This is a genomic window from Casimicrobium huifangae (assembly GCF_009746125.1).
Classification (GTDB): Bacteria; Pseudomonadota; Gammaproteobacteria; order Burkholderiales; family Casimicrobiaceae; genus Casimicrobium; species Casimicrobium huifangae.
This window is the reverse complement of the sequence record NZ_CP041352.1, coordinates 3,129,009-3,153,861: the sequence shown is the minus strand read 5'-3', so window position 1 is coordinate 3,153,861 and position 24,853 is coordinate 3,129,009. Positions and strand designations below refer to the sequence as shown.

21 protein-coding genes are annotated in these 24,853 nt (G+C 62.9%); 3 read left to right on the top strand and 18 right to left on the bottom strand.

What is annotated here, in order from left to right; translation table 11 throughout:
- Positions 1–358 precede the first annotated feature (358 nt).
- The 3 genes from FKL89_RS14235 to FKL89_RS14225 form a co-directional block, all read right to left on the bottom strand.
- Positions 359–1,252: a thymidylate synthase gene (locus tag FKL89_RS14235; RefSeq protein ID WP_156863435.1), complete on the bottom strand. Its 894-nt coding sequence runs from the start codon at positions 1,250–1,252 to the stop codon at positions 359–361.
- Positions 1,253–1,495: 243 nt separating this feature from the next.
- Entirely contained in the window at positions 1,496–2,755 is a 1,260-nt protein-coding gene (locus tag FKL89_RS14230) for a sensor domain-containing diguanylate cyclase (protein WP_156863434.1), read from the bottom strand.
- A 72-nt stretch (positions 2,756–2,827) separates the two neighbouring features.
- Positions 2,828–3,469, bottom strand: coding sequence for a glutathione S-transferase family protein (locus FKL89_RS14225; RefSeq protein WP_156863433.1), 642 nt, complete (start codon positions 3,467–3,469; stop codon positions 2,828–2,830).
- Between the two features lie 102 nt (positions 3,470–3,571).
- Here FKL89_RS14225 and FKL89_RS14220 point away from each other — a divergent pair, with 102 nt between their 5' ends.
- Together FKL89_RS14220 and FKL89_RS14215 are read left to right on the top strand one after the other, a co-directional pair.
- Positions 3,572–4,363, top strand: coding sequence for a CsgG/HfaB family protein (locus tag FKL89_RS14220; RefSeq protein ID WP_156863432.1), 792 nt, complete (start codon positions 3,572–3,574; stop codon positions 4,361–4,363).
- A 202-nt stretch (positions 4,364–4,565) separates the two neighbouring features.
- Entirely contained in the window at positions 4,566–6,422 is a 1,857-nt protein-coding gene (locus tag FKL89_RS14215) for a GGDEF domain-containing protein (RefSeq protein WP_162527526.1), read from the top strand.
- Between the two features lie 19 nt (positions 6,423–6,441).
- On the opposite strand, the gene FKL89_RS14210 is transcribed toward FKL89_RS14215, so the two are convergent.
- From FKL89_RS14210 to FKL89_RS14150, 13 genes are all read right to left on the bottom strand, one after another.
- Complete coding sequence (locus FKL89_RS14210) at positions 6,442–8,256, bottom strand: M61 family metallopeptidase (protein WP_156863430.1); 1,815 nt, start codon at positions 8,254–8,256, stop codon at positions 6,442–6,444.
- A 61-nt stretch (positions 8,257–8,317) separates the two neighbouring features.
- Positions 8,318–9,031 (bottom strand): ABC transporter ATP-binding protein, encoded by a 714-nt coding sequence (locus FKL89_RS14205; protein WP_156863429.1) that lies wholly within the window; start codon positions 9,029–9,031, stop codon positions 8,318–8,320.
- Positions 9,028–9,771, bottom strand: a complete 744-nt coding sequence (locus FKL89_RS14200; protein ID WP_156863428.1) for an ABC transporter ATP-binding protein — start codon at positions 9,769–9,771, stop codon at positions 9,028–9,030. The genes FKL89_RS14205 and FKL89_RS14200 overlap by 4 nt, the downstream gene beginning before the upstream one ends.
- A 22-nt stretch (positions 9,772–9,793) precedes the next feature.
- Entirely contained in the window at positions 9,794–10,804 is a 1,011-nt protein-coding gene (locus tag FKL89_RS14195) for a branched-chain amino acid ABC transporter permease (protein ID WP_156863427.1), read from the bottom strand.
- A complete protein-coding gene (locus FKL89_RS14190; protein WP_156863426.1) occupies positions 10,801–11,730 on the bottom strand; it encodes a branched-chain amino acid ABC transporter permease in 930 nt (309 codons plus the stop codon). The genes FKL89_RS14195 and FKL89_RS14190 overlap by 4 nt, the downstream gene beginning before the upstream one ends.
- Positions 11,731–11,957: 227 nt before the next feature.
- A complete protein-coding gene (locus FKL89_RS14185) occupies positions 11,958–13,133 on the bottom strand; it encodes an ABC transporter substrate-binding protein (protein ID WP_156863425.1) in 1,176 nt (391 codons plus the stop codon).
- A gap of 129 nt (positions 13,134–13,262) precedes the next feature.
- A complete protein-coding gene (locus FKL89_RS14180; protein WP_156863424.1) occupies positions 13,263–14,267 on the bottom strand; it encodes an amidohydrolase family protein in 1,005 nt (334 codons plus the stop codon).
- A gap of 96 nt (positions 14,268–14,363) precedes the next feature.
- Positions 14,364–16,484, bottom strand: a complete 2,121-nt coding sequence (locus FKL89_RS14175) for an acyltransferase family protein (RefSeq protein ID WP_156863423.1) — start codon at positions 16,482–16,484, stop codon at positions 14,364–14,366.
- Position 16,485: 1 nt separating this feature from the next.
- Positions 16,486–17,439, bottom strand: a complete 954-nt coding sequence (locus tag FKL89_RS14170) for a DUF1853 family protein (protein ID WP_238363608.1) — start codon at positions 17,437–17,439, stop codon at positions 16,486–16,488.
- Positions 17,440–17,479: 40 nt separating this feature from the next.
- A complete protein-coding gene (locus tag FKL89_RS14165) occupies positions 17,480–18,142 on the bottom strand; it encodes an alpha/beta hydrolase (RefSeq protein ID WP_156863421.1) in 663 nt (220 codons plus the stop codon).
- A 238-nt stretch (positions 18,143–18,380) separates the two neighbouring features.
- Positions 18,381–19,466: an ABC transporter substrate-binding protein gene (locus tag FKL89_RS14160; RefSeq protein WP_156863420.1), complete on the bottom strand. Its 1,086-nt coding sequence runs from the start codon at positions 19,464–19,466 to the stop codon at positions 18,381–18,383.
- Positions 19,467–19,703: 237 nt separating this feature from the next.
- Positions 19,704–20,744 (bottom strand): L-idonate 5-dehydrogenase, encoded by a 1,041-nt coding sequence (locus FKL89_RS14155; RefSeq protein ID WP_156863419.1) that lies wholly within the window; start codon positions 20,742–20,744, stop codon positions 19,704–19,706.
- Between the two features lie 128 nt (positions 20,745–20,872).
- Entirely contained in the window at positions 20,873–22,570 is a 1,698-nt protein-coding gene (locus FKL89_RS14150) for an RCC1 domain-containing protein (RefSeq protein ID WP_156863418.1), read from the bottom strand.
- A gap of 173 nt (positions 22,571–22,743) precedes the next feature.
- Between FKL89_RS14150 and FKL89_RS14145 the strand changes: the two genes are divergently transcribed.
- Positions 22,744–23,514 (top strand): glucose 1-dehydrogenase, encoded by a 771-nt coding sequence (locus FKL89_RS14145; RefSeq protein WP_156863417.1) that lies wholly within the window; start codon positions 22,744–22,746, stop codon positions 23,512–23,514.
- Between the two features lie 60 nt (positions 23,515–23,574).
- On the opposite strand, the gene FKL89_RS14140 is transcribed toward FKL89_RS14145, so the two are convergent.
- Together FKL89_RS14140 and FKL89_RS14135 are read right to left on the bottom strand one after the other, a co-directional pair.
- The gene (locus tag FKL89_RS14140) at positions 23,575–24,015 is read right to left on the bottom strand and encodes an acyl-CoA thioesterase (protein WP_156863416.1); all 441 of its coding nucleotides are present in this window, start codon (positions 24,013–24,015) and stop codon (positions 23,575–23,577) included.
- A gap of 151 nt (positions 24,016–24,166) precedes the next feature.
- On the bottom strand, positions 24,167–24,757 hold the full coding sequence (locus tag FKL89_RS14135) for a YkgJ family cysteine cluster protein (protein WP_162527523.1): 591 nt from the start codon (positions 24,755–24,757) through the stop codon (positions 24,167–24,169).
- Positions 24,758–24,853 lie beyond the last annotated feature (96 nt).

Below are 24,853 nucleotides of genomic sequence, written 5' to 3'. Positions count from 1 at the left end.
CCACCCCGTCGGGGACTACATGTGAGAAAGTGCCGTATTGAAAGGATTCACCTAGACGCACTCGTTGCGAGACAAACCGGAGCATTGCGTCGGCGCGTCGCAATAGACTCGGTCGTCGCAAGACCGCTGCCGCGTTGACGTCCGCAGTGCGTACTAGTCGTTTGCCAGACTGCCTGATCCAAGCTGACAAGTGTGCTCGGGTTTTGGCGTCTTCCTGCGCTAATTGATTGGCGGCGTCAACCAGAATGTCAAATTCACCGCATTGCGCACAGGTTGTGCGCTTGAAAAGTGCGCCTGGCTGAATCTTCGCCCCAACGGACGCGCATACGGGGCAGCGACTGCTGTTGTTGGGCATAGCCTACACCGCCACCGGCGCCTTGATCGCCGCGTGGCTTTGATACCCGGCGATCTCGAAGTCCTCGTATTCGTAGTCAAAAATTGACGCCGGTTTGCGTTTGATGACGAGCGTCGGCGGCGGATCAATCGGCGCGCGGGTCAGTTGCAGATCGACCTGTTCAAAGTGGTTTTGGTAGATGTGGCAGTCGCCGCCGGTCCAGATGAATTCGCCGACGTCGAGGTCGCACTGCTGCGCGAGCATGTGGGTGAGCAGCGCGTAGCTTGCGATGTTGAACGGCACGCCAAGGAAGAGGTCGGCGCTGCGCTGATAGAGCTGGCAGGAGAGGCGCGGCTTGGGGAGCGTGTCGGCCAGGCCCTCGCGTGCGGCGCGTGCGCGGTCTGCGGGCGCGACCGGGTCGGCGACGTAGAACTGGAAGAACGCATGGCAGGGCATCAGCGCCATCTTCGAGAGTTCACTCACGTTCCACGCGCTGACGATGATGCGGCGCGAATCAGGGGTCGTTTTCAGTTGCTTGACGACTTCAGCAATCTGGTCGATGTGTCCACCATCCGGCGTGGGCCAACTGCGCCATTGCACGCCGTAAACCGGGCCGAGGTCGCCGTCGGGTTTGGCCCATTCGTCCCAGATGGTGACTCCGCGTTCCTGCAGCCACTTGGCATTGCTGTCCCCGCGCAGGAACCAGAGCAATTCGTAGGCGATCGCCTTCCAGAACACCTTTTTGGTGGTGATCAGCGGAAAGCCGCGCTGCAGATCAAAGCGTAGCTGCGCACCGAAGGTGGACAGCGTGCCGGTGCCGGTGCGGTCGGTTTTGGTCGCGCCTTGCGTGCGCACCTGGCGCAGCAGGTCGAGGTAGGGCTGTTCAAGCGGCGGAAGGGGGGGCGTGGCGGACTGCATGGCGCACAGTGTATTGATTGCCGGGATGGGTAGCAGTGACGATCCGGCACATACCGATTGGATGTCTATGACTTTTGCGCGAAACCCTTATTCTTATTGGGCTAAAGAGGAAAATAGTCTCTCAGTCGACTTTTTATCAAATCGGGCTCCACGCCCTGTACATAAACGGTTTGGGACAATAGCTGATGTGATTCCCGGGCTTGCAGCGACGAGCAGATCGGTCCGCGGTCGCTTGGCGCGCGGCTATCCGGGCGCGTCCGTGCCTGGCTTGCCCAAGGGCATCACGCGATTCTTGCCGCTGTACTTGGCGGCATCCGCATATTGCAACAGCGCTACCGGGTCGCGGGTGTCGGTCGGCGCGATGGCGAAGCCGATGCTGGCGCTGACGTTCACGCCAGCGGCCGTTGCGGTGGCCTGCACAGTGCGCCGCAGTTGCTCCGCCAGCGCCTGCGCCTGGGCGCGGCCGCAGCCTCGCGCGAGCACCAGAAACTCATCACCACCGAAACGGCCGACGGCGTCCTCAGCGCGAACCGCGCCGCGCAGCGCGGCGGCGACAGCCGCCAGCAGACGGTCGCCGGCGTGATGCCCCTTTTCGTCGTTGACCGCCTTGAAACCATCGAGATCGATGAAGAACAGCGCGTATTCCTGCTTGGTGTCGGTCAGCGAGTATTCGATGCAGGACATCATCGTCTGCCGGCTCAGGGCGTCGGTGAGCGCGTCGCGCTCCAGGCTCCGGCGCAGTCGCTCCTGCGTCGAGGTCAGCTCATGCACGTCGGTGGAGAGGGTGTAGATGCCCACGACGTGTCCGCCGTCGTCGAAGTCCGGGTAGTAGCTGGTGCGCATCCAGCGCGGACCACCCACAATGCGGCGCACTAATCGCGAGAAATGTGACGGCTCGCCGGCCAGTGCTTTGTCGTAGTACGGTTTCTGCTCCAGCCAGATGGCTTCGCCGCGGACTTCGCTGACGTGGCGGCCGAGGGCGTTTTCACTGGCATCGCCCACCATTTCGCGCCAGGCGCGGTTGACAAAGCGCAGCCGGCACTCGACGTCGAGATAAACCAGCGGCATCGGGATGTTGTCGGTGAAGCGGTCCAGCCGCTTGCGGGCGGCGATCAGTGCGTCGCGCTGAACCACATCCTGATGAATGTCGGTGGCGATTGTGAATACCGACGCGACGGTGCCATCGGAGCCGGCCTCGGGGAACACCTGGATGCGGACCCAGCGCTCGGGATGCGGCGCGTGCGTCAGCAGTCGCTCGTAGCTGCTGATCTCGCCCTGAAAGGCGCGCTCGAACGCCGGGCGCGCTGCTTGCCATGCTGCTTCGCCGAACAGTGCGGTCAGCGTGCCGCCAAGCAATTCTTCTTGTCGACGCCCCGCCCACGCGAGGTAGGGCGTGTTGCAGAAAATCAGGCGTGCATTGCGATCCCAGCGCCCGATTGGCAGCGCAACGACATTGGCCAGTCGTTCGAATTGCGATGTCGGGGCCGTGACAGTGGGCTGCATGGCGGCTCAGATGTCCTGGAGATTCTGGATAGTACCGCCGTTGTGCCGATCGCAGCGCACTTCGTCGAGATTTCAGGTCAAACCGATCACCACGATATCGCGGTAATTCTGCATCGCCTGCAACTGGTCGTACCAGCGCCAGACATTGGTGAGCTTCGGTCGACAGTGCTCCAGCCCGACCTTGCCGAGCGGCAGTTCCATCCAGGTGTAGGCAAGAATGCCCAGCGGCACGTCGCCCATCGTGAACTCGTCACCGGCCAGCCACTTCGTCTGTCCGAGCTGGCGGTCGACGATTTGCCAAATTTCGCCAGACTTCGCGACGTTTCGCCGGATCATTTCCATGTCCCACTCACGTTCGGGCTGACGGACGAGTTGCATGAACGGCGGCCCCAATGCAGGCCCCATAGTCCCTTGCTGAAAGTCCATCCAGCGGTCCGCGGCGCCACGAACATGCAAGTCATCCGGCCAAAAGGGGGCCTTGGGATACTTGGCGCACAGGTAGCGCACGATGGCATTCGATTCCCACAGCACAAAACCATCGTCGTCGATCACCGGGATCATGCCGTTCGGGTTCATCGCGCGGTACTCGTCACTGTTGACCACGCCGAAGTGCAGCCCGGCGTCAACGCGTTCGTAGGGAATGTCCAGCTCGGCGCAGGTCCAGCGCACCTTCTTGACGTTGGATGAATTGACGCGGCCCCAGAGTTTCAGCATGACGTGATATCCGTTTGATGGCGCCGCCAGTGCGGACAATTCGGCTCCGCAGCGACGGCGTATTCGGGTTAAATGTGGGCAAATCGTAACTGCTTGCCTGCCATGCCGTCCCGCCCCGTCTTGCTTATCGCTTTTGCGGCCATTGCCGTCGTTGCGCTCGCGTCGTGCCGGCAAACCGATCTTGGCGAAGGTGGCAGCAAAGTGTCGGGCTCGGCGGGGCCTGCCGGGCCGAAGGATGCCGCGAAGGAACTGGTGACCTGCGACGCACCGATTGCCACCATCGCACTCGCCGAGAGCCCGAACGGCTACACCGTGCTCTCGCAGTACCAGTTACCGCCGACGCCGCTGCCGCTGATCCGCGTGATGATGCAGCAGTCGGGCTGCTTCCGGGTGGTTGATCGCGCCGCCGGTTTGCGTGGCACGATCCAGGAGCAGGAACTGAAGGATGCGGGCATCCTCAAGGCGGAGACCGTACCGAAGAAGGGCGAAGGTATCGGCGCACGCATGACCCTGACGCCTTCGCTGACCTTCAGCGAGAACAACGCGGGCGGTGGTATCGCCGCAATACTTGGCATGATTCCTGCGCTTCGCGATTGGGCGGGTGTGGCCAGCGGTGTGAAGTTCAAGGAAGCGCAGGTCGTTCTGCTTCTGACTGACAACGAGACGACCGAACAGCTGGCGGCGGCGACCGGTGCGGCACGGGCAACCGATCTTGGCGTGGGTGGCATTGTGATTGGCAAGGTGCTTGGCGGTGCGGCCGGATGGGGGATTACCAACGAAGGCAAGGTCATTGCTGCGGCTTTCCTTGATGCCCACAACAAGCTGGTGGTGCAAGCCCGCGCGTTGGGGCCAACGGGCGCGGCGGCTGTAGGTGGCGGGCCTGGAAAAAAGTAGCGTCCATCGACGAGCTTCCGGCTCGCGATGTTGGCAACAAGAGGTGGCAGTAGTAATGGGACGACGCGATGGGTGGCTGCTGGCTGATGGGATGACCCGCAGCCAGACGTCACCCGCTTCGCATGACGTCGGCATGAGGCTGGCAATGGTGAAGTCATGCGCGCATGACGTCGTCACGAAACGTTGGTGGCGACATGCTGTGTTGCTGCTTGTATTGGCCGCGCTGACCACGCTTGCCGGTGTGGTGCATGCGGCGATTACCGATGCCGAGCTTGCCGGATTGCGGCAGCAGCGTGACGCGGGTGCGCAGACATTGCGCTCCAATCTCATCGATGCGATCAACCGGCTCGACGCCAGCGATCCGCCCAAACTGATCGCTGAACTCATCTTTCAGTTCGGTGACTTCCGCTATGCCGAGGGCGGCAGTGAATCTGCGCTTCCCGCGGTGGAGGCGGCGCTGGAGCTGGCCCGTCAGACTGGTGACGCGTCGCGTATTGCGTCGCTCGATGCACTCGCCGGGCAGATGCTGCTTGCCCTGCGGCGCCAGTCGCCAACTTCGGCCCGTGAACGGATCGAGCGGGCTCTGCAGATGCAGCGCGCAGCGGGCAACCAGATTGAGCTGGCGCGTCAGCTGAGCGCCTACGCGACGCTGTTGCAGGAAGCGGACGAGTACGCTGCGGCGATGCGGTTGTCCAACGAGGCAATGGTGATCGTTGAAGGCAGTGGCCAGAAGATGAACACGGTTACGTTTGCGGTTCTTTATGGCCGCGTCGAGCTGCTGCGTTCGGTCGGTGATGCTGCTTCGGCGCTGGCTGCGGCAGAGACTTTGCTCGATCGCGCGGCGGCCTCGGGCAACCCGGAGTTCATCGGAACCACGCAACACGCAGTCGCGCGAGCCAGTCGCGCGGTCGGGCTCAAGTCCCGCGCGGCGCAACTGCTGGAGGCCAGTCACCAGCAGGCTAAGGAATATGCGGATCCGCTCGGTCAATTCCTTACGGCGCTGGATCGCGTGAATCTGGCCATCGAGCAGCAGGAGTTTGACATCGCGCGGCAGTGGATCGAACGGGCGATGCCATTGCGTGACGCAATTGACGACCCGATCCTGCGCGGCCGGCTCGATCTTGCCGATGCCCGCGTTGCAGCGAGGGAGAGCAAGCCGGCGAAAGCACGCGAAGCCTATGTGCGGGCGCGTGACGCGCTGGCACCGTCCGCCGAGATCTGGCTGGTTGCCATGTTGCGGGAAGCCGACGCCGATGTGCTGGTGGCAGAGGGCAAGCGCGCGGAGGCGGTGGATACCCTGCGTGACGCCCTTAACCTGCGCGTCGAGAGCGAACGCCAGTTGCAGCGCGGTGTGCTGGCCGCGCAAGGCGATCTGCACCGGCTCAGCGAACGCGAGTTTCGCGAAAAGCAACTGGAGCAGGAGGCGCGTCTGCGCGAAACGCAGCTGGAGGCCACCGAGCAGCGGCTGCTCAATCAGCGCCTGATTGTTGCTGTCGTGGCGCTGGCTGCACTGCTGGCTGGCTCTGTCGCGGTGTGGCAATTGCAGCGTGCACGCCGCTTCCGCCGCCGCGCCGATACCGACAGTCTTACGGGCGTGTTGTCGCGCTCGGCAATTGAAGGCACTGCCGTCGCGCGCTTCCGTCGGGCGCGGATCGAGAATCGGCCTTTTGCGGTACTGCTGTTTGACGTGGACGGCCTCAAGCCCGTCAATGATCGCTTCGGGCATGCCCGTGGTGATGAACTGCTGCAGGAGGTTGCGCTGGTCATCGCCCGCGGCTTGCGTACCCGCGATCGGCTGGGCCGCTGGGGCGGTGACGAGTTCATCGTGCTGCTTGACTCGGCCGATCTTGCGACGGCACGCAACATGGGCGAGCGGTTGCGGCAAAGTATCGTGGATGGTCTGGCCGACGCCGGGTTCGCGGATGGTTCGTGCAGTGTCGGGCTCGCCGCGTCCGTCGCCGAAGACGGCAGTTTCGCCGAGATGCTGGCCCGCGCCGACGCGGCGCTATACACCGCCAAGCAGGGCGGCAAGAATCGCGCGGTCGTTGCCAGCGACTGAGTCGTAAACTCCGCCGGAGTTACGGCGCAGTAGCGGAGCCAAGCCAACGATCCCGCCGCGCGGTGCAAAGCGGATCGTCGCTCTTTGCCTCAAGCCACGCTGTGTCGAGCGGGGGCTCGGGGATCTCAATCGTCGCACTTCGCAGCTCGTCATGCCGGAAGTACATCATCTCAAGCCGGTCCCCTTTGCCGAACCGGGCGAGGTGCTTGCCGAGCGTTGCACTGCCGGCACGCAGACCGTCGATGGCAATGAGCGTGTCACCGGCACTGAGCCCCGCCCGCCAGGCGGAAGAACCGGCAAGCACGTGCTTGAGCACCGGCAACGCGCCGCCGTCGCCGATCTGCATGCCAAGCGTACGGGCATTGGTGGCGATGTCTGACTCGTCACGGCCGCCTCGGTCGGCGGCGGTGGCAGCAGGGCGCGTTCGGTAGACAATGCCGAACGATGCGAACAGCGTGGCCCAGTCCGGATCCTCGGTGCCATTCACGTACTGCTGGAAGAACGGCCCGAGATCCCGTTGCGCCCATTGTGAAAAGAATGCTTCCGGGTTTTCCGGGACGCCACGACCGGTCTGCCCGAATTCACGCCACAGCGCGTGCATCAGGTCGTCCAGCGTCGGCGCGTCCTCGCCCGCAGCCCGTTGCATCAGATCAAGTGCCATTGCCACGAAGCTGCCGCGCAGGTAGTAGCTGAACTGCGAGTTCACTGCATTTTCGTCGGCGCGGTAATACTTGATCCAGGCATCGAAACTGGCGTCGGCAACCGACTGCCGCTGTCGGCCCGGTGAGCGCAGCAGCTGAGTCAAACGGCGCCCGATCAGTTTCAGATAGTCCGCGTCCGTCACCAGACCGACGCGCTTCAGCATCAGGTCGTCGTAGTAGCTGGTGAAGCCCTCAAACAGCCACAACAGACGCGTGTATGCCTCTTGCGTAGTGTCGTAGCCGTGCTGGCCTACGAAGGCGGCCGGCCGGATTTTCTTGACGTTCCATGCGTGGAAATACTCATGGCTGATCAGCCCCAGTAATTCGCGATAGCCCTCCGAAATCGTGCTGTCGCCCGCCGCCGGCAAATCGTTGCGGGGCATGATCAGGGCCGTGCTTGAGCGATGCTCGAGGCCACCATAGCCGTCGTCGACCACATGCAACTGGAACAAGTACGATGGAAATGGCGGGGGTCCACCAAAGAGATCGCAGTGGCCCTGACAAATCTTCTGGGCGTCGGTTTGCAGCCGTTGCAGGTCGCCACGATGGCGACCGGTCACCACGAAGCGGTGCGCCACGCCACCTGCGACAAAACTGAATTCGTCGAAGTTGGCACACTCGAGCGGATGGTCAATCAGCTCGTCGTAGCTGGCCGCGTGATAACGGCCGAAGCCACGCTCGCTGACCGCGACTGGTGCCATCGTGGTGGCGCAGCGCCATTGCTCGCTACCGGCAAACGCTGGCGCGTGAACGTCCAGCACACACGATCCGTCGGGACTGGAAACATCTTGCAGCAGACAGGCGGCGGGATTGATGAAGCCACGCGAGGAGTCGAACTGGCAACCGCGAACCGAGCGATCCCAGGCGTAGACGCGATAACGGACGCGCAGGGGCAGATCAGGGTTGGCGCGCAGCGACCACGTGGATTTGTCAATCTTGCCGGCGGCAACAACCTGTCCATCTTGTTCGGCCGTGAGCTCAATCACGTGGCGGGCAAATTCCCGCATCAGATAGCTGCCCGGAATCCATGAGGGCATCGCCAGCTTTTGCTCGGCCGCAGGGTGCGTGAAGGAAATCTCGATGTCGAGAACGTGACCGGCCGGATCGCCGAACGTCAATGCGTAGTGCGCCATGGCGAGGATTATGCCGAAGCTGGTGCGGCGTCTGGAGCGGCAGGCAAAGCCCGACAGACTCCTAGACGCCAATCAGCGTGTGCAGCCGCTCCTGCTGGGCCGATACTTCGCTGGACGAGCCAGCAATCACAACGCGGCCCTTTTCCAGGCCGGTGTGGTGATCGGCCAGCGGCAGCAGGGCACGCAGGTCCTTGTCGATCACCAGCATCGCCAGCTTTTCGCTCTTGAGTTTGCCGAGTGCGCGCCAGATATCCATGCGTACCAGCGGCGCGAGTCCTTCGGTCGCTTCATCCAGAATCAACAGGCGCGGGTTGGTCATCAGCGCGCGACCGATGGCAAGCATCTGCTGCTCACCGCCGGAGAGCGTCCCGGCCATCTGGTTCATGCGTTCACCGAGACGCGGGAAGAAGGCGACAACGCGTTCGATAGTCCATGGCGCTGCACTGGCGCTCTGCGGCGGTCTTGCGGTTGCAACCAGATTTTCGCGGATAGTCAGCGTCGGAAACACCTGCCGCCCTTCCGGCACCAGCCCGAGCCCCAGTTTGCCAATCACATGTGCAGGGGCGCCAGCCACCGGCTTGCCATTGAACTCGATGCTGCCAGAGCTTGGTTTGAGCCAGCCGCAGAGACACTTCACCAGCGTGCTCTTGCCCATGCCGTTGCGTCCAAGCAGGGTGGCAACTTCGCCTTCGCGGATGGTGAGATCAACATCGAACAGTACATTGCTGGCGCCGTAGCCAGCGCAGAGACGCCTCACCTGCAGGAGTTCACTCATGCAGCCTCTCCCAGATAGGCGGCACGCACTTCCGGATTGTTGCGCACGCCGTCCGGCGTATCGGTGGCGATGATGCGACCGTAGACAAGTACGCTGACGCGATCGGCCAGCGCGAAAACGGCTTCCATGTCATGTTCGACCAGCAACATCGGATAGCGCCCACGCAGTGATTGCAGCAGTGCCACGATCGCGGCCGACTCGCCCTGGCTCATGCCGGCGAGCGGTTCGTCGAGCAGCAGCAGCTTCGGCTCGGTCGCCAGTGCCATCGCGATTTCGAGTTGCCGTTGCTCGCCGTGCGCCATGGTGCCGACCGTTGCGTGATGCATGGCACCCAGGCCGACCGTGGCGAGCGCGGTGGTTGCCTTGGCCATCGCGGTCGCGTCATCGTGTGCGTTGCGCCAGAAGCGGAAGTTGTGTCGCTCGCGGGCGTTGACTGCCAGAAGCACGTTGTCGAGCGCAGTGAATTCCCTGGCGAGCTGCGTGACCTGATAGGTTCGTGCGAGACCGCGCTGCGCGCGCTGATGCGTCCGTACTTGGGTGACGTCCTCGTCGAACATCAGCACGTGACCTTCGTCGGACGCGATCTCGCCCGCGAGCTGCCCAATCAGCGTGCTCTTGCCAGCACCGTTGGGGCCGATGATGGCGTGGATTTCACCGGGCTCGACGGTCAGCGACACATGATCGGTCGCCAGCACGCCGCCGAAACGCTTGACCAGTGATTGGGTGACAAGAGCGCTCATCGCGGTGCCTTCAATCCGGCGCTCATCCTTGCCCACCGCGATGCTTGCCGATGTCGGGGAGCGAGCCAAAGACGCCACGTTTGAGCACGAGTGCGACGACAAAGATGAACAGCCCGAGGAGAAGCATCCAGTTAGCTTTGTAGTCGGGTGTCACCATTTCCACCAGGCTGGGCAACAGTTCTTCAAGCACCAGCAGGATGATGGCGCCGACCACCGGGCCGAACACCGTTCCGATACCGCCAAGGATAACGATAACGATCAGCTCGCCCGACAGCGTCCACGCGCCATATGAAGGCGAGGCAAATTTGGTCAGATTGGCCAGCAACACGCCAGCCACCGCGCAGACTACGGCAGAGACGACGTAAGCCGTCAACTGGTAACGAAACACTGGATGCCCGAGCGCCGTTGCGCGTCTTGCGTTCGCCTTGGTCGCGCGCAGCACCAACCCGAACGGGCTCAATACAGCGCGCCAGGAAAGGTAAAGCGCAAGCAGCACGGTCACCAGCGCGACGTAGTAGAGAGTGGTCGGATTCGACAGGTCGTAGAGCCCGGCGATGCTGCGTTCGGCAACGGTGAGGCCATCATCGCCGCCGTAGTCCTTCAGTCCGACCGCACCGAAGTAAAGCATCTGCGCGAACGCCAGCGTGATCATGATGAACGCAATGCCGCTGGTGCGCAAGGCAACGGCGCCGACGCCGGCAGCGAGTACCGCAGTAGCTGCAACCGCAACCGCGAGATGTAGCCAGCCGGAGACAATGCCATGCGTTGACGGAATCGCTACCGCGTAGGCGCCCAGCATCACGTACATCGCGTGTCCCAAGCTCACCATGCCGCCGAAGCCGAGGATGAAGTTGAGCCCGATCGCCGCGAGAGCATAGATCAGCACTCGTGTGCCGAAGCCGACGTAGTAGTCGGAACCGATGCTTCCGGCGATGAAAGGCAAGAGCGCCAGCAGCGCCAGCACCACGACTGCGGCAATTGTCCGTGGCGCACCCCAGCCAACGCTGACGGGAAACAATGTATTGCCGCTCATCGCGTTGCTCCTGCGTTGGCCGGGAACAGGCCCTGCGGTTTCAACGCCAGCACCACGGCCATGAACAGGTAAATCAGCATTGACGCCAGCGCAGGGCCCGCTGCATCGGCGGTACTGCGCTCGAACAGCGTCCGCATGATGGTCGGCATGAAGGCGCGGCCCAGCGTATCGACGACACCCACGATCAGCGCGGCGTAGAACGCGCCGCGAATCGAACCAAGGCCGCCGATGATGATGACCACCAGCGTGAGGATCAGCACCGGCTCACCCATGCCAGGCTGCACTGACACGATAGGTCCTGCCATCACACCAGCGAGACCGGCCAGCGCAGCACCCAGCGCGAACACCAGCGTGTTGAGCCATTTGATGTTGACGCCGAGTGCGGCGACCATGCCGGCATTGGTGGCGCCGGCCCGGATCAGCATGCCAACGCGCGTCTTCTGAATCAGCAGCCAGAGGCCGAGCGCCACTGCCACCCCGGCGGCGATGATTGCCAGGCGGTAACTTGGGTAACTGAAGCCGGCAATTTCCACGGTGCTCGACAAGGCATCGGGCACCTGCATGAAGACTGAGGACGGCCCCCAGATGATGCGGATCAGTTCGTTGAAAAACAGGATCAGCCCGAAGGTTGCCAGCACCTGATCGAGGTGATCGCGCTCGTAGAGTTTGGTCAGGGCGAAGCGGTCAAGCAGCAGGCCGACCAGGCCGGCGCCGACGACCGCCGCGATCAGTCCGAGCAGGAACGACTCGGTGCGCGCAAACATTGCGGCACCGAAATACGCGCCCAGCATGTAGAGCGAGCCATGCGCGAGATTGACGAAGCTCATGATGCCGAATACCAGCGTAAGCCCCGCCGCGAGCAGGAACAGCAGCACGCCAAGTTGCAAGCCGTTTAGCAGTTGTGAGAAGGCAAGTTGAGCAGTCATGACGCCACGGATGATCGCAAACCGGTTTCAGTGACTTCCGCCCAGGCGGCAATCCACGTTGAAAAGTTACTTACAGCTTTTCTGCAAAAACCCCATTCAATCGGGGCCTGAACGCCATTGACGCGTTATGTCGATATCAGGCAAAAAGCGCCGCCAGCCCGCATGAAATATACGTTTCATGCCAAAGCTGATCGCGATTTCGCCCTTCACTTCGGCGAAGGCTTCGCTTACAGCGCCTTCATGTTGCACTGCGCCGCGTAGGCATCGACGTGGTTCACCAGCGGCTTGGCGACGGTCCGCAGGCTCACGCGGCCCTTGCTGTCCTTGGCGACGTCGAACATGTACATGTCCTGCACCGGGAACTGGTTGTTGCCGAACTTGAAGTTGCCGCGGATCGACTTGAAGTCGGCCGCCTTGAGCGCTGCGTGGAAGGCCTTCTTGTCCTCCACCTTGCCCTTGACCTTGCGGATCGCGCTGTCGAGCAGTTGCGCCGCGTCATAGCCCTGCGCCGCATACTGCGAGGGAATGCGGTTGTACTTCTTCTCGAAGGCCGCGACGAATTTCTGGTTGGCTTCGTTCGGGAAGTCAGGGCCCCAGAAGGTGCCCGACAGCATGCCGATCGCAGCGTCGCGCAGCGCAGGCAGAGTGCTGCCATCGACGGTCGAGGTGCTCATGACGGTGATGCTCTTGTTGAGACCAGCCTGCTGGAACTGCTTGACGAAATTGACACCGAGGCCGCCCGGATAGAACACGTAGAGCGCGTCGGGCTTCTTGCTGGCGACCTGTGCCAACTCGGCCGAGAAATCCTGCTGGTTAAGCGGCGTGTAGATCTCGTCGGTGATGGTGCCACCCTTGAACGAGCGCTTGAAGCCGGCTACGAAATCCTTGCCGGCCTGATAGTTCGGTGCCATGGCGATCACGTTCTTGTAGCCCTTGTCGCTGGCGTATTTGCCGACGACCTCAGCCTGATTGTCGTTCTGCCAGGAGGTGCTGAAGAAATACGGCGAGCACTGTGCGCCAGCCACCGGCGATGGCCCCGCGTTGGAGCCGATCAGGAAGACGCCCTTGTCGGTGATCTTCTTGTGCACGGCCATCATGATGTTCGAGAAGGTGACGCCGGTGATGATCGGCACCTTGTCTTTCTCGAGCAGCTTGTCGACCACCTGATTGGCGACGTCGGGCTTCAGCTGCGAGTCTTCCTTGATGACCTGCACCGGCACACCGCCGAGCTTGCCGCCGTTCTGCTCAATCACCAGCATCAGCGCATCGTACTGGTCCTGTCCGAGTGGTGCCTGCGGGCCGGAGAGTTCGGCCACGAAGCCGATTTTTAGTGGCGACGACTGCGCGAACGCTGCCCCCGAGACAATGCCGGCAGCCAGCAATGCGATGACCAGTTTATGCATGATAGTTCCTCCGTTTACGTGCAGAACAGCCTGAGTGGCCGCAGATTTGCGTATGAATCTAGATGATTTCCACAAAAAATGCAACATAGTGCATTTTCGGTTTCCGGCATGCGTCCAACGCACGTGGACTCAGAGCCGGAAAAAGGTCTTTGCATTGTCCCTCAAAATTGCGGCCCGGTCAGCGGGGTTAACGTCCGGCTGATTGCGCACCAGATCGCCAATGTGCTCTTCGCCGAGCGGGAAGGGCGCGTCGCTGCCAACCATGATGCGATTTGTGCCCATCGTATCGATCAGCAGCCGCAGCGCGCGTGGGTCAAACACCGCGCTGTCGACGCTGAAACGGTCGAGATAGTGACTCGGCGGATGTTTCGAATCACCACGCACGACGTCACGGCGATGCCACGCATTCTCCAGGCGGCCAAGCAGGTACGGAAAACCACCGCCGCCATGCGCAAAACAGATGCGGAGATCACGCGGCAGCCGGTCAAACGCGCCGCCCAGAATCATTGCCATGATGCCGAATTGCGTCTCGGCTGGCATCGCGACAGTCCAGGCGCTCATCCAGCGCTTGAGCCGTTCGCCGCCCATCATGTCCCAGGGATGCACCAGCACGGCAGCGCCCTCATGCGCACAATGCGCCAAAAAACGCACGATGCCTTCGTCGTCCATTTCGCGCGGACCGACGTGGTTGCCAATCTGCACGCCGACGCATCCTGCGCGCATCGCGCGGGTCAGCTCGGCACAGGCAAGGTCGGCGTCCTGCAGTGGCACCTGTGCGAGCGCGCGGATGCGCCCGCCTGAAGGTGCGCAGAACTCGATCGCAAGGTCGTTGTACGAGGCAGCGACATAAGCTGCCTCCACGGCGGGCGCGTCGTAGGCAAACATCACCGGCGTCGCGCAGATGATTTGCGTTTCAACGTGGCTGGCATCCATCTCGACCAGCCGCGCTGCCGTGTCCCACAACGCCGAATGCACCGGTCGGAACGGCTTGTCGCCAAGCATCATCATGCCGGTGCCATCGCCATGGTCGTGCAGCGTCACCCACGGCCCCGATCCGGCGCCGAGTTTCCGGGCGAAGTCGGGTGCGTTACGCGGGAAGAAATGACTGTGGATATCGATGCAGGGCGCAGACATCACGCAACTCTAGCGTATGGCCGCCTGACGAATTCGCCATCGCTTCGTTCTCGCTTGCCGGCCGCATCCTCGCCAATCTGCGCGTCGGCCGGGCGCTTAACGTCCCGTCGTCATCAGCGCCGTCACCGTACTGCGGAACGCCGGATAGAGCCGTGCGTTGCCATAAGCGCTCAGGTGGTCACCATCGAAGAACAGTGGGCGCTGCCCCTGCAGGGCGCTGCAGGTCGCCTCCGGGCACAGCAGCGGCAAGCTGTCCCACACAGCAATCGCGGGATTGCCGCTGGCGACAGCGCTGATGCTGTCCATAACCGGCGCGCGCAGATTCTCCAGCGAGGAACGCGTTTGCTGCAGGCCGCCTCGACACACCGGATTGCCGCGATTGAACCAGTCTGCACAGCGGAAGGTCGGGCTCAAGAACACAGGTTTTGGTGCATCGAAGAGCACCTTCACGCCTGCCGCCAGCACCGGTCGCAGCAGCACCGGCGCCTCATCGCGTGCTTCACGTGACCACTGCCGCAGCGTATCGCTTTGGGCAACGGCAAGCACTTCGCTCTGGTCAAACGCCGCCCATTGATCGGCAAAACGCGGCTGCCGCAGGGAGGCGAGGAACAGTACATCCGAGGGACTTGCGTCGCGTGCTACTTCGGCCGCTGCCTCGCGGGCAAATGCAACGCAGCCTGGTCCGCGACCGATGTTCATCGGCATCCGAAGGTCGACAAACGCGCAACCGGGGTAGGTATAGACGTTGACTTTGACGCCCAGCTCCGCGCTCAACTGATCGAACAGCGGCAAGTAGGCGGTGGCATGCGAGTCGCCAATCACGCTGAGCTTGCCGTTCAGAGGTTTGGGCACATTCGGGCAGCGGGCGGGCTCGAATGAGATGACCTGACCACCGGCCAGTGCACGATATCGGACACCAACCTCACAGTGCCGCGTACTTGTCTCGGGTGGCATCAGTTGCACCGGCATGCGGCTGGTGACGTACCACTCGTCGGCGTTGCGTGCCACCGTGCTGAGGCTCAGGTGCCGTTGCTGGGTCAGGATCAGGCGGGCGGCTCCCCATCCCAGCACAATCATGGCAAGCAGCACGCCGATTCGCATCGCCGGTGATAGTCGGGCAAGGCCGCGGTGCTGGCGAACCGGCAATTCAACCCATCGGTAGGCGAGTGTGGCCAGCACAAATGACAACAGCAGGGCTGCAGCACGGGTGGCGAAGTCGTCCAGCCCCATGGTCCAGCGCAACAGCACAAACACCGGCCAATGCCAGAGGTAGAGCGAATAGGAGCGCTTGCCAATCCAGACGGCCATCGGATGAGCCAGCAGGCGGCGCACCGGATGTTCGACATTGGCGTTGCAACCCCCGATGACTGCTGCCGCCGCCAGCACCGGTGGCAGCGCCCAGAACCACGGGAACGCCGTGGCGTCGACCAACGCGAAGCTGGCAGCAATAGCCGCAGCACCCAGCCATGGTCCGGCACTCGCCAGCCACCTCGACACATTGCGACGATCGGGTGCTTCTGCGTTGCTGTTGCTCGCGGTCAGCTGAAACAGCAGCACGCCAACGGCCAGCTCCCAGAAGCGAAACGCGATGCCGTAGAAGGCAGCAGCTGGCATCTGTTTCGTCGCCCACACGCAGGCTGCGAGCGATGCAGCGCCAAGCAGCGCCAGCGCCGCGGTTGCCGCAACGCGGCCTCGCTTGCTGTCGCGCAGCTTGACCCAGGCGAAAAACAGGAAGGGGAAGGCCAGATAAAACTGCTCTTCCACGCCAAGCGACCAGGTGTGGGTGTAAGGATTGAACTCCGCGCGAGGCGCGAAGTAGGTGTCTGCGTTGGTTTGCAAGACCCAGTTGCTGAGACCGAAGAACGCGTACAGCGCCGTGCGTTCGTTGAATTCGCTCAGCCACGCGCGTGGAATGAACAGCGAAGCCGCAAGCACCGAGGTCAGCAACACCAGCACCAGCGCCGGGCCGATGCGCAGCAGCCGTCGGGCATAGAAAAAGGCGACGAAGCGGTGAAAGCGGTCGCTCGGCGCATGGGTGAGCGAGGCACTCACCACAAAGCCGGAAATGACGAAGAAGATGTCAACGCCGACAAAACCACCGGGCAGCCAGTGTGCGCTCAGGTGATAGAGCATCACCGACAGGACGGCGACTGCGCGCAGTCCGTCGATATCGGCCCGGTAATCGGTGGCTGCCGGCAGGCGGTCGTTTATCGTCATTTCAGACCGATTTGAGCAGACCGGCGTCTGCGCGCACGACAAAGCGACGCGCAACCTCGCACACGGTGGCGTCTTCGCCAACGCCCGCGACCTGCGCCAATAGTCGTGGCATTGCCGGATCAATGGGCCATCCGCTTTCCTGCGGGTTGCCGCGATAGTTGCCCAGCCACTCGCGGCCACTGAGCAGGCGCCACTGGTCCGGTACGACGTCTGGCAGCGGCTGTTCGTCGGTCTGCCACAGGCCGCGGTTGTGGACGGGTGACAGCTCGACCGGTATCGCCACGTCTGCCGCTGTGTGAAACACATAGCCTCTGGCGAGGGCGTGGTTTTCCACAAGCAGCGCATCAGCGTCGACCGTCTCGCCACTGCATTGCTCCAGCCAGCGTGCGATGGTGGCGCGCCCGGCGTCGGTGTGGCCGAGATCGGTCTGCCGCGTGGTCATCTTGGCGTATTTGTCGCTCATGCGGTCGAAGGCGCGCGGACCGATGCAGCCATCGATACCGAGATCGGGGCGCAGATTCAGGTAGAACTTGACCGTCACTTCCAGGGTTTCAATCACGCCATCGTGGCGCAACAGCACGATGTCGAATTCGCCGCGGGTGCGCCCGCCCTCACGTACGATCAGGCCGCGCGTCGCGGCGCGCACATCTGGTCGCGCCGCCTGCCAGAACAGCACGAACTTTTCGAAGGTATGGCCGAGCGGCGTGGCGACTGTCGGGTCGCCCAGCGCCTCGTACAGCGACGCCGGATCACGGTCGAGCGCGAGCAGCCATTCGTGGCAGCGCGTCAGCTCTTGCTGCGACCAGTCATCGTCGCGCAGCCGGCCTTGCCATTCGGGGCGGCGGGCGTCGAACAGTGCTGGCGAGCCGATGCTCCAGGCGAGGCGGCGTACGTCCGCATCGTGCAGCTCATCAAGCAGCGCGTCGAGCGGCGACGGGCAGGACGTCACCGCCACGATGCGCAACGCTGCATGCTGTTGATGGAATGAAGCCGGATCAAAGCGCCAGCACGCGCTTCAGGAACGCCGCGATGTCGTCAATTTCCTCGGCGCACACTGAGTGCGGCATGCCGTATTCATGCCATTCGACTTTGTAGCCGTGGGTCTCCAGTCGTGCCTTCGACAGCTTGGCGAGCGCGACCGGAATCACCGGGTCCATCGAACCATGCACCATGAACAGCGGAATCTGCCGGTTGGCGGCCGAAGCCTCAACCCCGAGCGAGTCAGCGCAGGCCAGATAGGTGGAGAGCGCCATGATGCCGGCGAGCTTGTCCGGGTGTCGCAAACCCGTCTGCAAGGCGATCACGCCACCCTGTGAGAAACCCGCGAGCAGGATGCGATCAGCGGCAATGCCCTTGCTGCGCTGGTCGGCGATCAGTTCCTCGATCAGCGCCTGACTGCGGCGCACGCCGCCCTCGTCGGCGCGTTTGTCCAGCTCGGCAGAGATGATGTCGTACCAGGCGCGCATGACATAGCCGCCGTTGATGGTGACTGGCATCGTTGGTGCGTTGGGGAATACAAAGCGCACGCCGTGCCCGGTGGGCAGATTCAGCTCAGGGACGATGGGGACGAAATCGTTGCCGTCAGCGCCAAGGCCATGCATCCAGATGACACAGGCGGTGGCGGGTGAGTCGGGTTCGAGGGTGATGCAGTCGAGCATGAGCGGGCGGCAGAAAGCGGGCGCCGTTACCGACGCGATTGCCCGATTTTATGGACGCGAGAAACTTCCCTTCGTCAGGCGGCTTGCGTCGGCAGGACGCAATGCCACAGCCTGGTCAATCAGCTTTTCATGAAAATCCGCATTTCAATTGGGCTTAAAGCACGTTTTTGCACTAACTCGACTTTATGGGAAATCGGCACCCAAGCCCAGTTCGGATGCTGGTTTCAGCGAATGGCTGTTAACGCACAATCGAGCCGGAACGGTCGATGGTGACGAAATCGACGTAGTTGCTGCCGCCGCGCTTCAAGTCCGAGTAGTCGACGCTGACGCCGCCCAGGTCAAGTGCGCGGATCGACTTCAGCCCCTGCTGCAGGCCATCGGGCGTGGCCTTGCCGCGCTGCAGCCCAGCCACGATCACCCGCGCTGTCACGTAGCCCTCAAGCGAGCGAATGCCGTAGTCTGGCGAGGGATTGGCAGCCTTGAGCTTCAGGTAGTCGCGGATGATGGGCAGCGAGGTGCGGGTTTCGATCGGCCCCACGGTGGAGGCGACATAGCCGCGCAATTGCTCCTTGCTGAGGTTCTTCTGCAGATAGGCAATATCCACCGGCGACGGGCCGATCAGCATGGCGGTGCCGCCACGCTGCTTGTAACCCTTGATGAAGTTGGCTGCCGGCGCCGAAATGGCGGCGAGAAAGATGACTTGCGTATCGACCTTGAGCAAGTCGTTGATCGGCTTCTCGACGTTGCCGGTGATCCGGTCGTAGGGGCTGCGGGCCACCAGCTCGATCTTGTATTTCGGGGCCAGTGCGTTGGCGCTGTTGAGCAGGTCGCGGCCATAGCCGTCGTCCTGATAAAGCACAGCCACACGTGACAGCCCCATGCTGTTGAGCGTGGAAAAGAGCTGGTTCACCTCATCGGCGTAGCTGGCCTTGGTGCTGTAAATGCCCGGCTGGCCAATCACGCTGCCGGCGCCGGAACTCGGGCCCACCAGCGGCACGCCGCTTTCCGTCAGTACGCCGGCCTTGATCAGGGCATCGGCGTTGGCGGTGCCCACCGTGGCGGCAAAGGCCACCGGCGATTCCCTGGCGAGCAGTTCTTTGGCCAGCCGCACGGTTTCTTCGGGCTTGTAGGCATCGTCAACCGTGACCAGCCGCACCGGGACGCCATTGATGCCGCCGTTCGCGTTGGCGGCAGTGAATCCCAGCCGCAGACCGGCGGTGTAGGCCTTGCCCGAGCTGGCCTGGACGCCCGTTTGCGGCGCCACCTGTGCGATCACGATGTCGCGGGCCGGTGCCGCCAACGCGATCGACGATGCCAATAGCATGACAGACGCCACCGCTGAACGCCATGTGCGGTCGCAAACGGCCAAAAAAGGACGTTCAGTATGACAGTGTTCTCGATTTGCAAGCACAGCAACACCTCGTACAGCTTATGAAAATGACAATGGGATAGTACATTGTCATTGACATATGTGTACGCAGAATTCCGCCCAGCGAAACAAATCGCCCGACGACGTGCACTGTTCGATCACTCGCGCCCTGCTAAAGGCGCCGGTGGGGTGTCAGCCGAACACCAGATGCACCTTCATGCTTTGTGACCGGTCTGCCGCGACGGCGAAGGCATCGTTGGCCGCGGTCATCTTGAAGGTATGGGTTAGCAGCGGCGACACGTCGATGCCGCCCGTGGCCAGCTCACGCACTGCGGCCCCATATTCGCTGTCAAAGCGGAAGGCGCCGAGCAGATCCACTTCGCGCGAGACGAAGCGGTTGACCGGGATGTCGGCCGTCGGCCCTGCGATCATCCCCACCTGCACCACGCAACCGCCCGACGCGGTGGCCTGAATGGCGGTGGTCATGGCGGCAGCATTGCCGGAGCATTCAAAGGTCACGTCGAAGCTGCCCTTGTTGGCGTACCAGGCCTCAACGCGCTCGGGCGCACTCACGGCGTTGACGGCGTCGTCGATGCCCAGCGCCCCGGCGCGCTTCAGCGCCCCGTCGGCAACGTCGGTTACCACGATGCGGGCGGCGCCCGCCCGCCGCGCCGCGAGCACGCAAAGGCTGCCGATCGGGCCGACGCCAGTGACCAGCACCGACTTGCCGACCAGCGAGCCAGCGCGGCGTACCGCGTGCAGCGCCACGGCCAGCGGCTCCGCCATCGCTGCCGTGCGGAAGTCACAGCTTTGTGGCACCGGAAAGCACTGTGCCTCGCTGGCGACAATCACCTCGCGGAACACGCCCTGAATGTGCGGAAACACCGCTGCGCTGCCGTAGAAATTCATTTTCAGACACAGATGCCCTTTGCCAGCCACGCAAGTGCGACAGATGCGGCAAGGCTGGTTCGGGTTGATCGCCACGCGATCGCCCTTTTTCACGCGGGTAACACCGGCGCCCACTTCCACCACCTCGCCGGAAACTTCGTGGCCAAGGCAAAGCGGCTGCATCACCGCGAAATCTCCCACGCGGCCTTTGCCGTAGTACGAAAGGTCACTGCCACAGATGCCGCCCGCGCCGAAGCGCACCTTGACCTGTCCGTCGCCCACCGGCGGCTCGTCGCCGCGTTCCAGGCGCAAATCTTTCGCGCCGTAAAGCATTGCCATCAACATGTTCTCGTCCCTTCGTCCTCGGCCCCAGGCAGTTGCCCACCGAGGCAGACGTGGCGCCGCAGCCGTCGTTTTATACAGGCTTGCTGTCTGGTCGCTGCGTGACGTGATGTCAGGGCTTCAGCGCCCGATCAAGGCTTCAGCGCGTCGATCCAGGTCAGCACATCCGCGTCGCTGTTGGGGCCACGATTGACGCCTGCAGTTACCGCTGCGCCGTCGAGGCCGAGTAGCCGGCGCAGAATCATCAGGCCGTCAGTCAGCGCAAGCGTTTGACCGTCGCGATCTACATCAAGCGCACCGAGATTGGCGGCGAGATACGCTTCGATCTCGGTTGCATCGCGCAGCGGGCTGGCGCCCGCGCTGCCACGGGCGTTGGCGATCAGCGTTGCGCCGCGGAACCCGAGCAGGTAGCGCAGCAGCAATATGCCGTCGGTCGCCGGGTCTGCCGCAGTCGCGGCGGCGGAGTTGTCAATATTGAGCATCGGCTTGCCAAAGATGACGCGTACGTTCGCCTGACCGAACGAAGGCAGGTCGAGCGCGAATGAGCACGTCGGGCCGGTGTTCCCTTCAGTGCAGGTAACGCCATCCCACCGCAGGAGGGTCGCGCCAGCCGTGGGCGTTGCAGTGAGCACCACATTGCTGTTGTAGACAAACCATGCACGGCAGATGCCGCCGCAGTTGACTTCCCCGCCTTGGGAGGTGACCGTACCGTTCCCAGGCCCAAATCGGCTGACGTTCACCGGGACATCAAAGAAAAAGCCGAGACGTGAACTGCCGTCTGATCCCCAACAACGCACCCCGCCATTCACGATCGCACAGGTGTGTGCTGTCGCAGCGGCGACGCGTGTTGCGCCAGACCCGGCAGGAAATGTTGGCACTTGTATGGGAGAAGGCTGGATTCCACCAGTGACATCGTTGCCAAGTATGGACAACGATAAGTTGTTTCCCCAGCACTGGATGCCGCCATTCACGATCGCGCACGCATGACCGAGACCCAGCGACACGTCGGACGCTCCACTGGAAATCGCAGGGGCCAAGGTCTGGACAAGGAGGCCATTGCCGAGCTGTCCCGACGCGGCATAGCCGTAGCACCAGACGCTGGTATCGGCGAGCAGACCACACGAGGCACTTGTGCCCGCTCGGACGGCACTAACCGGCGCAGAAAGGTCCGCCTGGAACGGCAAAAACGCAGTCGTAGGCGAATTGCGAAAAAGTTGACCATAAGTGTTTTGCCCCCAGCAATACAGCCCCCCGCTCGCGCTGGTGGCGGCGCAGGCGTGAAAGCCTCCAGCAGCCAGCGCGACGTAACCGGTGCCGGAACCCATACCCGTGACATCGCCGAACGCAGAGCGAGACGCGGCCGTGTTGTCGCCCAGTTGCCCCATCGTGTTCGTGCCAGTGCAGCGGACGCCGCCGCCTTGCAGTACACACGTGAAACTGTCGCCGGCTGCCACCGCCGTGATTCCCGCGCCGGCGGAGACGGATTGCACGGGGGTGGTGTAGCCGGAAGTCGCGCCATTGCCGAGGGCGCCGGCTGTCTGGTTGCCCCAACACACGAGGCCACCTGCCACCACCGCGCAGGCATGGTCGCGCCCGACAGCGACGCGAGTGGCCCCACTGCTGGCGGCGATCATCTGCACGGGCGCGGTCGACTGGCCGTCCGAGGCGCCAACAGCGCTGCCGCCGCTGCCCCAGCATCGCACGCCGCCGTCGACCACGATGCACGTCGCCGCGTAACCTGCTGCGATGTCGTCAATAGCGGCGCTCGCGGACTGCGACGCGAGCACGGCAAACGCCGCGCCGACGACGCTGACCAGGTGTTTTGCCAACGCCCATTGATTGGGGCATGGCCGCCCGGTCACCGACGCCGCGCTTGGGCTCTGGATTTGACGTTGCAACTGTTGCTCCCCATCGACAGTATCTGTCCGTATTATTGCTGGCGGCCGAGTGCACGACAAGCAGCCCGTCCGACAACGTACGCCTTCTACTCCTCCTAGTCGCCATGAACACGCATCCACTATTCGACCTTTCCGGCAAACGCGCCCTCATCACTGGCTCCTCGCAGGGCATTGGCCTTGCGCTGGCAGAGGCGCTGGCGAGTGCGGGTGCGCATGTGATCCTGAACGGCCGCGACCGTGCCAAGTGCGAGCGCGTGGCCGCCGCCTTTGTGGCGCGCGGAGAACAGGGATCGGTACAGGCGTTTGACGTGACCGACACCGCCAACGCCGCGCAGCACATTGACGCCATCGAGCGCGACATCGGTGCCATCGACATCCTCGTCAACAATACCGGCGTCACCCATCGCAGCGCCTTCGTTGACTTTCCGCTCACCGAATACCAGCGCATCCTGCAAACCAATGTGGAGAGCGCCTTTGCACTGTCGCAGGCAACCGTGCGCCACATGATCCCGCGTGGTCGCGGCAAGATCATCAACGTCTGCTCGGTCAACGCCGAGCTCGGTCGCGCCAGTATCGTGCCTTATACCGCGTCAAAAGGCGCGCTCAAGATGCTGACCAAGGGCATGTGTGTTGAGCTGGCGAAGCACGGCATTCAGATCAACGGCCTTGGGCCAGGCTATTTCGACACTGAACTCACACAGTCGCTGGTGCAGAACGCCGAGTTCACCTCCTGGCTCAAGCAGCGCACGCCGGCCGGCCGCTGGGGTAATGTCGAAGAGTTGAAAGGCGCCGTCATCTTCCTCGCCGCGCCAGCGAGTGACTTTGTCAACGGGCACATCCTTTACGTGGATGGTGGCATGACGGCGGGGGTGTAGTCACGCCCGCCTGCGACCTGCTGGGCAATGGGCAAACAGCGACTTGCCGCCAAACTTCTTTCACACGCCGTCCGGCGTGACCCGCTCCAGTTCGCCGATGCGGGCGCGCCACGCCGCCGGGATGGCGACCGATTTCTTCTCGTTAGCGTCGGCGTACACGTAGACCAGTTCGCCATCAATCAGGTGCTCGTCACCACGGAAGATCGCAAGTGCCATGGTCATGCTGCTGCGGCCCAGGCGGGCGCAGCGAACGCCGATGTCGATCTCGTCATCGAAGCCGGCCGACCCGTGATACTCGATCTGCGCCTTGCGTACGAACAGTTCGGCGCCCGCCGCCTGCTGCGCCAAAGGATCAGGTAGTCCGGTGTGGCGCCAGTACTCGGTGAAGGCGACATCAAAGTAGAGCAAGTAGTTGCCGTTGAAGACGACGCGCTGCAGGTCTACCTCGGCCCAACGGACGCGCAGGCGGTGAAAGAACGAAAACTGGGAACGGTTAACCATGACGTGATGCTACGTTGTGCAGCACCGCACCTACCCACCCGATACCCAAAAAGCACCGATGCCGATCGACTTTCACCGAAATAGGGCGTCAAGCCCCGATTGACAGGCAATCTCGCTGAAAAGCTGTTAGCCCGAGTCAGTGCGGTTGACGCTATGCCGGCGGGAAGAAATCGCGGATGTCTGCCTTGATTGTCGCCGGCCCATCGCCGACGACGCCGTCGTAGGCTCGTCGTGCGCCGCTGAAGCGCAGCAGTTGCATCTGTACTGTGGTGGATCGTTCCGGCGCGCACCAATGCGCGGTGGCATCGAAGCTGAAATGGCTACGACAAACCAGTGGACGGACGTCGTACACGGAGCATGCGTTGTCGACCAGAAACGGGCAGGGCTGGCCGAGAAATTCGCGGTTGTCATGTTCGCGACTCGTCGCCAGCGGTGCGGCGATACGGCCACTCGCTTCGGCAATCATTCTTGCCTCCTGTGCGGAGATAGTCACATTCATGCGGCAGCAGTCTGCGCAACCGCGCTGACAGGCGACGTAGCCTTCCGTCGCGGCACTCAACCGGTCCATCACACCGTAGATGCGGCGCAGCTTGACCTTTGCCGAGGCGCTCATCGCGGCCACGTCCTGTGGCAGGTAGGCCTCGTCGCGGCGCAGCTCCATGGGCAGCGAGTTGACGTAAGCGCCGATTCGGGTGTCCCAGGTTCTGGCGCTTTCTTCCGGCGTGGGGGTGGAATCCGACATGTTCGTCGCAGGCCCTGTGGGGTGGTAATGCCGCAATGCTAGCGGCATGGCGATCATGCTTTCCCGTGCAGACAAAACGGCTGTAAACGGGTAAAT

Bases quoted from the DNA above. Each gene is read 5' to 3' on its own strand.
- FKL89_RS14220 (WP_156863432.1), top strand. From the start codon at position 3,572: ATGCCGTCCCGCCCCGTCTTGCTTATCGCTTTTGCGGCCATTGCCGTC.
- FKL89_RS14155 (WP_156863419.1), bottom strand. From the start codon at position 20,744: ATGTTGATGGCAATGCTTTACGGCGCGAAAGATTTGCGCCTGGAACGC.
- FKL89_RS14200 (WP_156863428.1), bottom strand. From the start codon at position 9,771: ATGAGCGCTCTTGTCACCCAATCACTGGTCAAGCGTTTCGGCGGCGTG.
- FKL89_RS14195 (WP_156863427.1), bottom strand. From the start codon at position 10,804: ATGAGCGGCAATACATTGTTTCCCGTCAGCGTTGGCTGGGGTGCGCCA.
- FKL89_RS14180 (WP_156863424.1), bottom strand. From the start codon at position 14,267: ATGTCTGCGCCCTGCATCGATATCCACAGTCATTTCTTCCCGCGTAAC.
- FKL89_RS14235 (WP_156863435.1), bottom strand. From the start codon at position 1,252: ATGCAGTCCGCCACGCCCCCCCTTCCGCCGCTTGAACAGCCCTACCTC.
- FKL89_RS14225 (WP_156863433.1), bottom strand. From the start codon at position 3,469: ATGCTGAAACTCTGGGGCCGCGTCAATTCATCCAACGTCAAGAAGGTG.
- FKL89_RS14145 (WP_156863417.1), top strand. From the start codon at position 22,744: ATGAACACGCATCCACTATTCGACCTTTCCGGCAAACGCGCCCTCATC.
- FKL89_RS14140 (WP_156863416.1), bottom strand. From the start codon at position 24,015: ATGGTTAACCGTTCCCAGTTTTCGTTCTTTCACCGCCTGCGCGTCCGT.
- FKL89_RS14135 (WP_162527523.1), bottom strand. From the start codon at position 24,757: ATGTCGGATTCCACCCCCACGCCGGAAGAAAGCGCCAGAACCTGGGAC.
- FKL89_RS14190 (WP_156863426.1), bottom strand. From the start codon at position 11,730: ATGACTGCTCAACTTGCCTTCTCACAACTGCTAAACGGCTTGCAACTT.
- FKL89_RS14205 (WP_156863429.1), bottom strand. From the start codon at position 9,031: ATGAGTGAACTCCTGCAGGTGAGGCGTCTCTGCGCTGGCTACGGCGCC.
- FKL89_RS14175 (WP_156863423.1), bottom strand. From the start codon at position 16,484: ATGACGATAAACGACCGCCTGCCGGCAGCCACCGATTACCGGGCCGAT.
- FKL89_RS14230 (WP_156863434.1), bottom strand. From the start codon at position 2,755: ATGCAGCCCACTGTCACGGCCCCGACATCGCAATTCGAACGACTGGCC.
- FKL89_RS14160 (WP_156863420.1), bottom strand. From the start codon at position 19,466: ATGCTATTGGCATCGTCGATCGCGTTGGCGGCACCGGCCCGCGACATC.
- FKL89_RS14210 (WP_156863430.1), bottom strand. From the start codon at position 8,256: ATGGCGCACTACGCATTGACGTTCGGCGATCCGGCCGGTCACGTTCTC.
- FKL89_RS14185 (WP_156863425.1), bottom strand. From the start codon at position 13,133: ATGCATAAACTGGTCATCGCATTGCTGGCTGCCGGCATTGTCTCGGGG.
- FKL89_RS14165 (WP_156863421.1), bottom strand. From the start codon at position 18,142: ATGCTCGACTGCATCACCCTCGAACCCGACTCACCCGCCACCGCCTGT.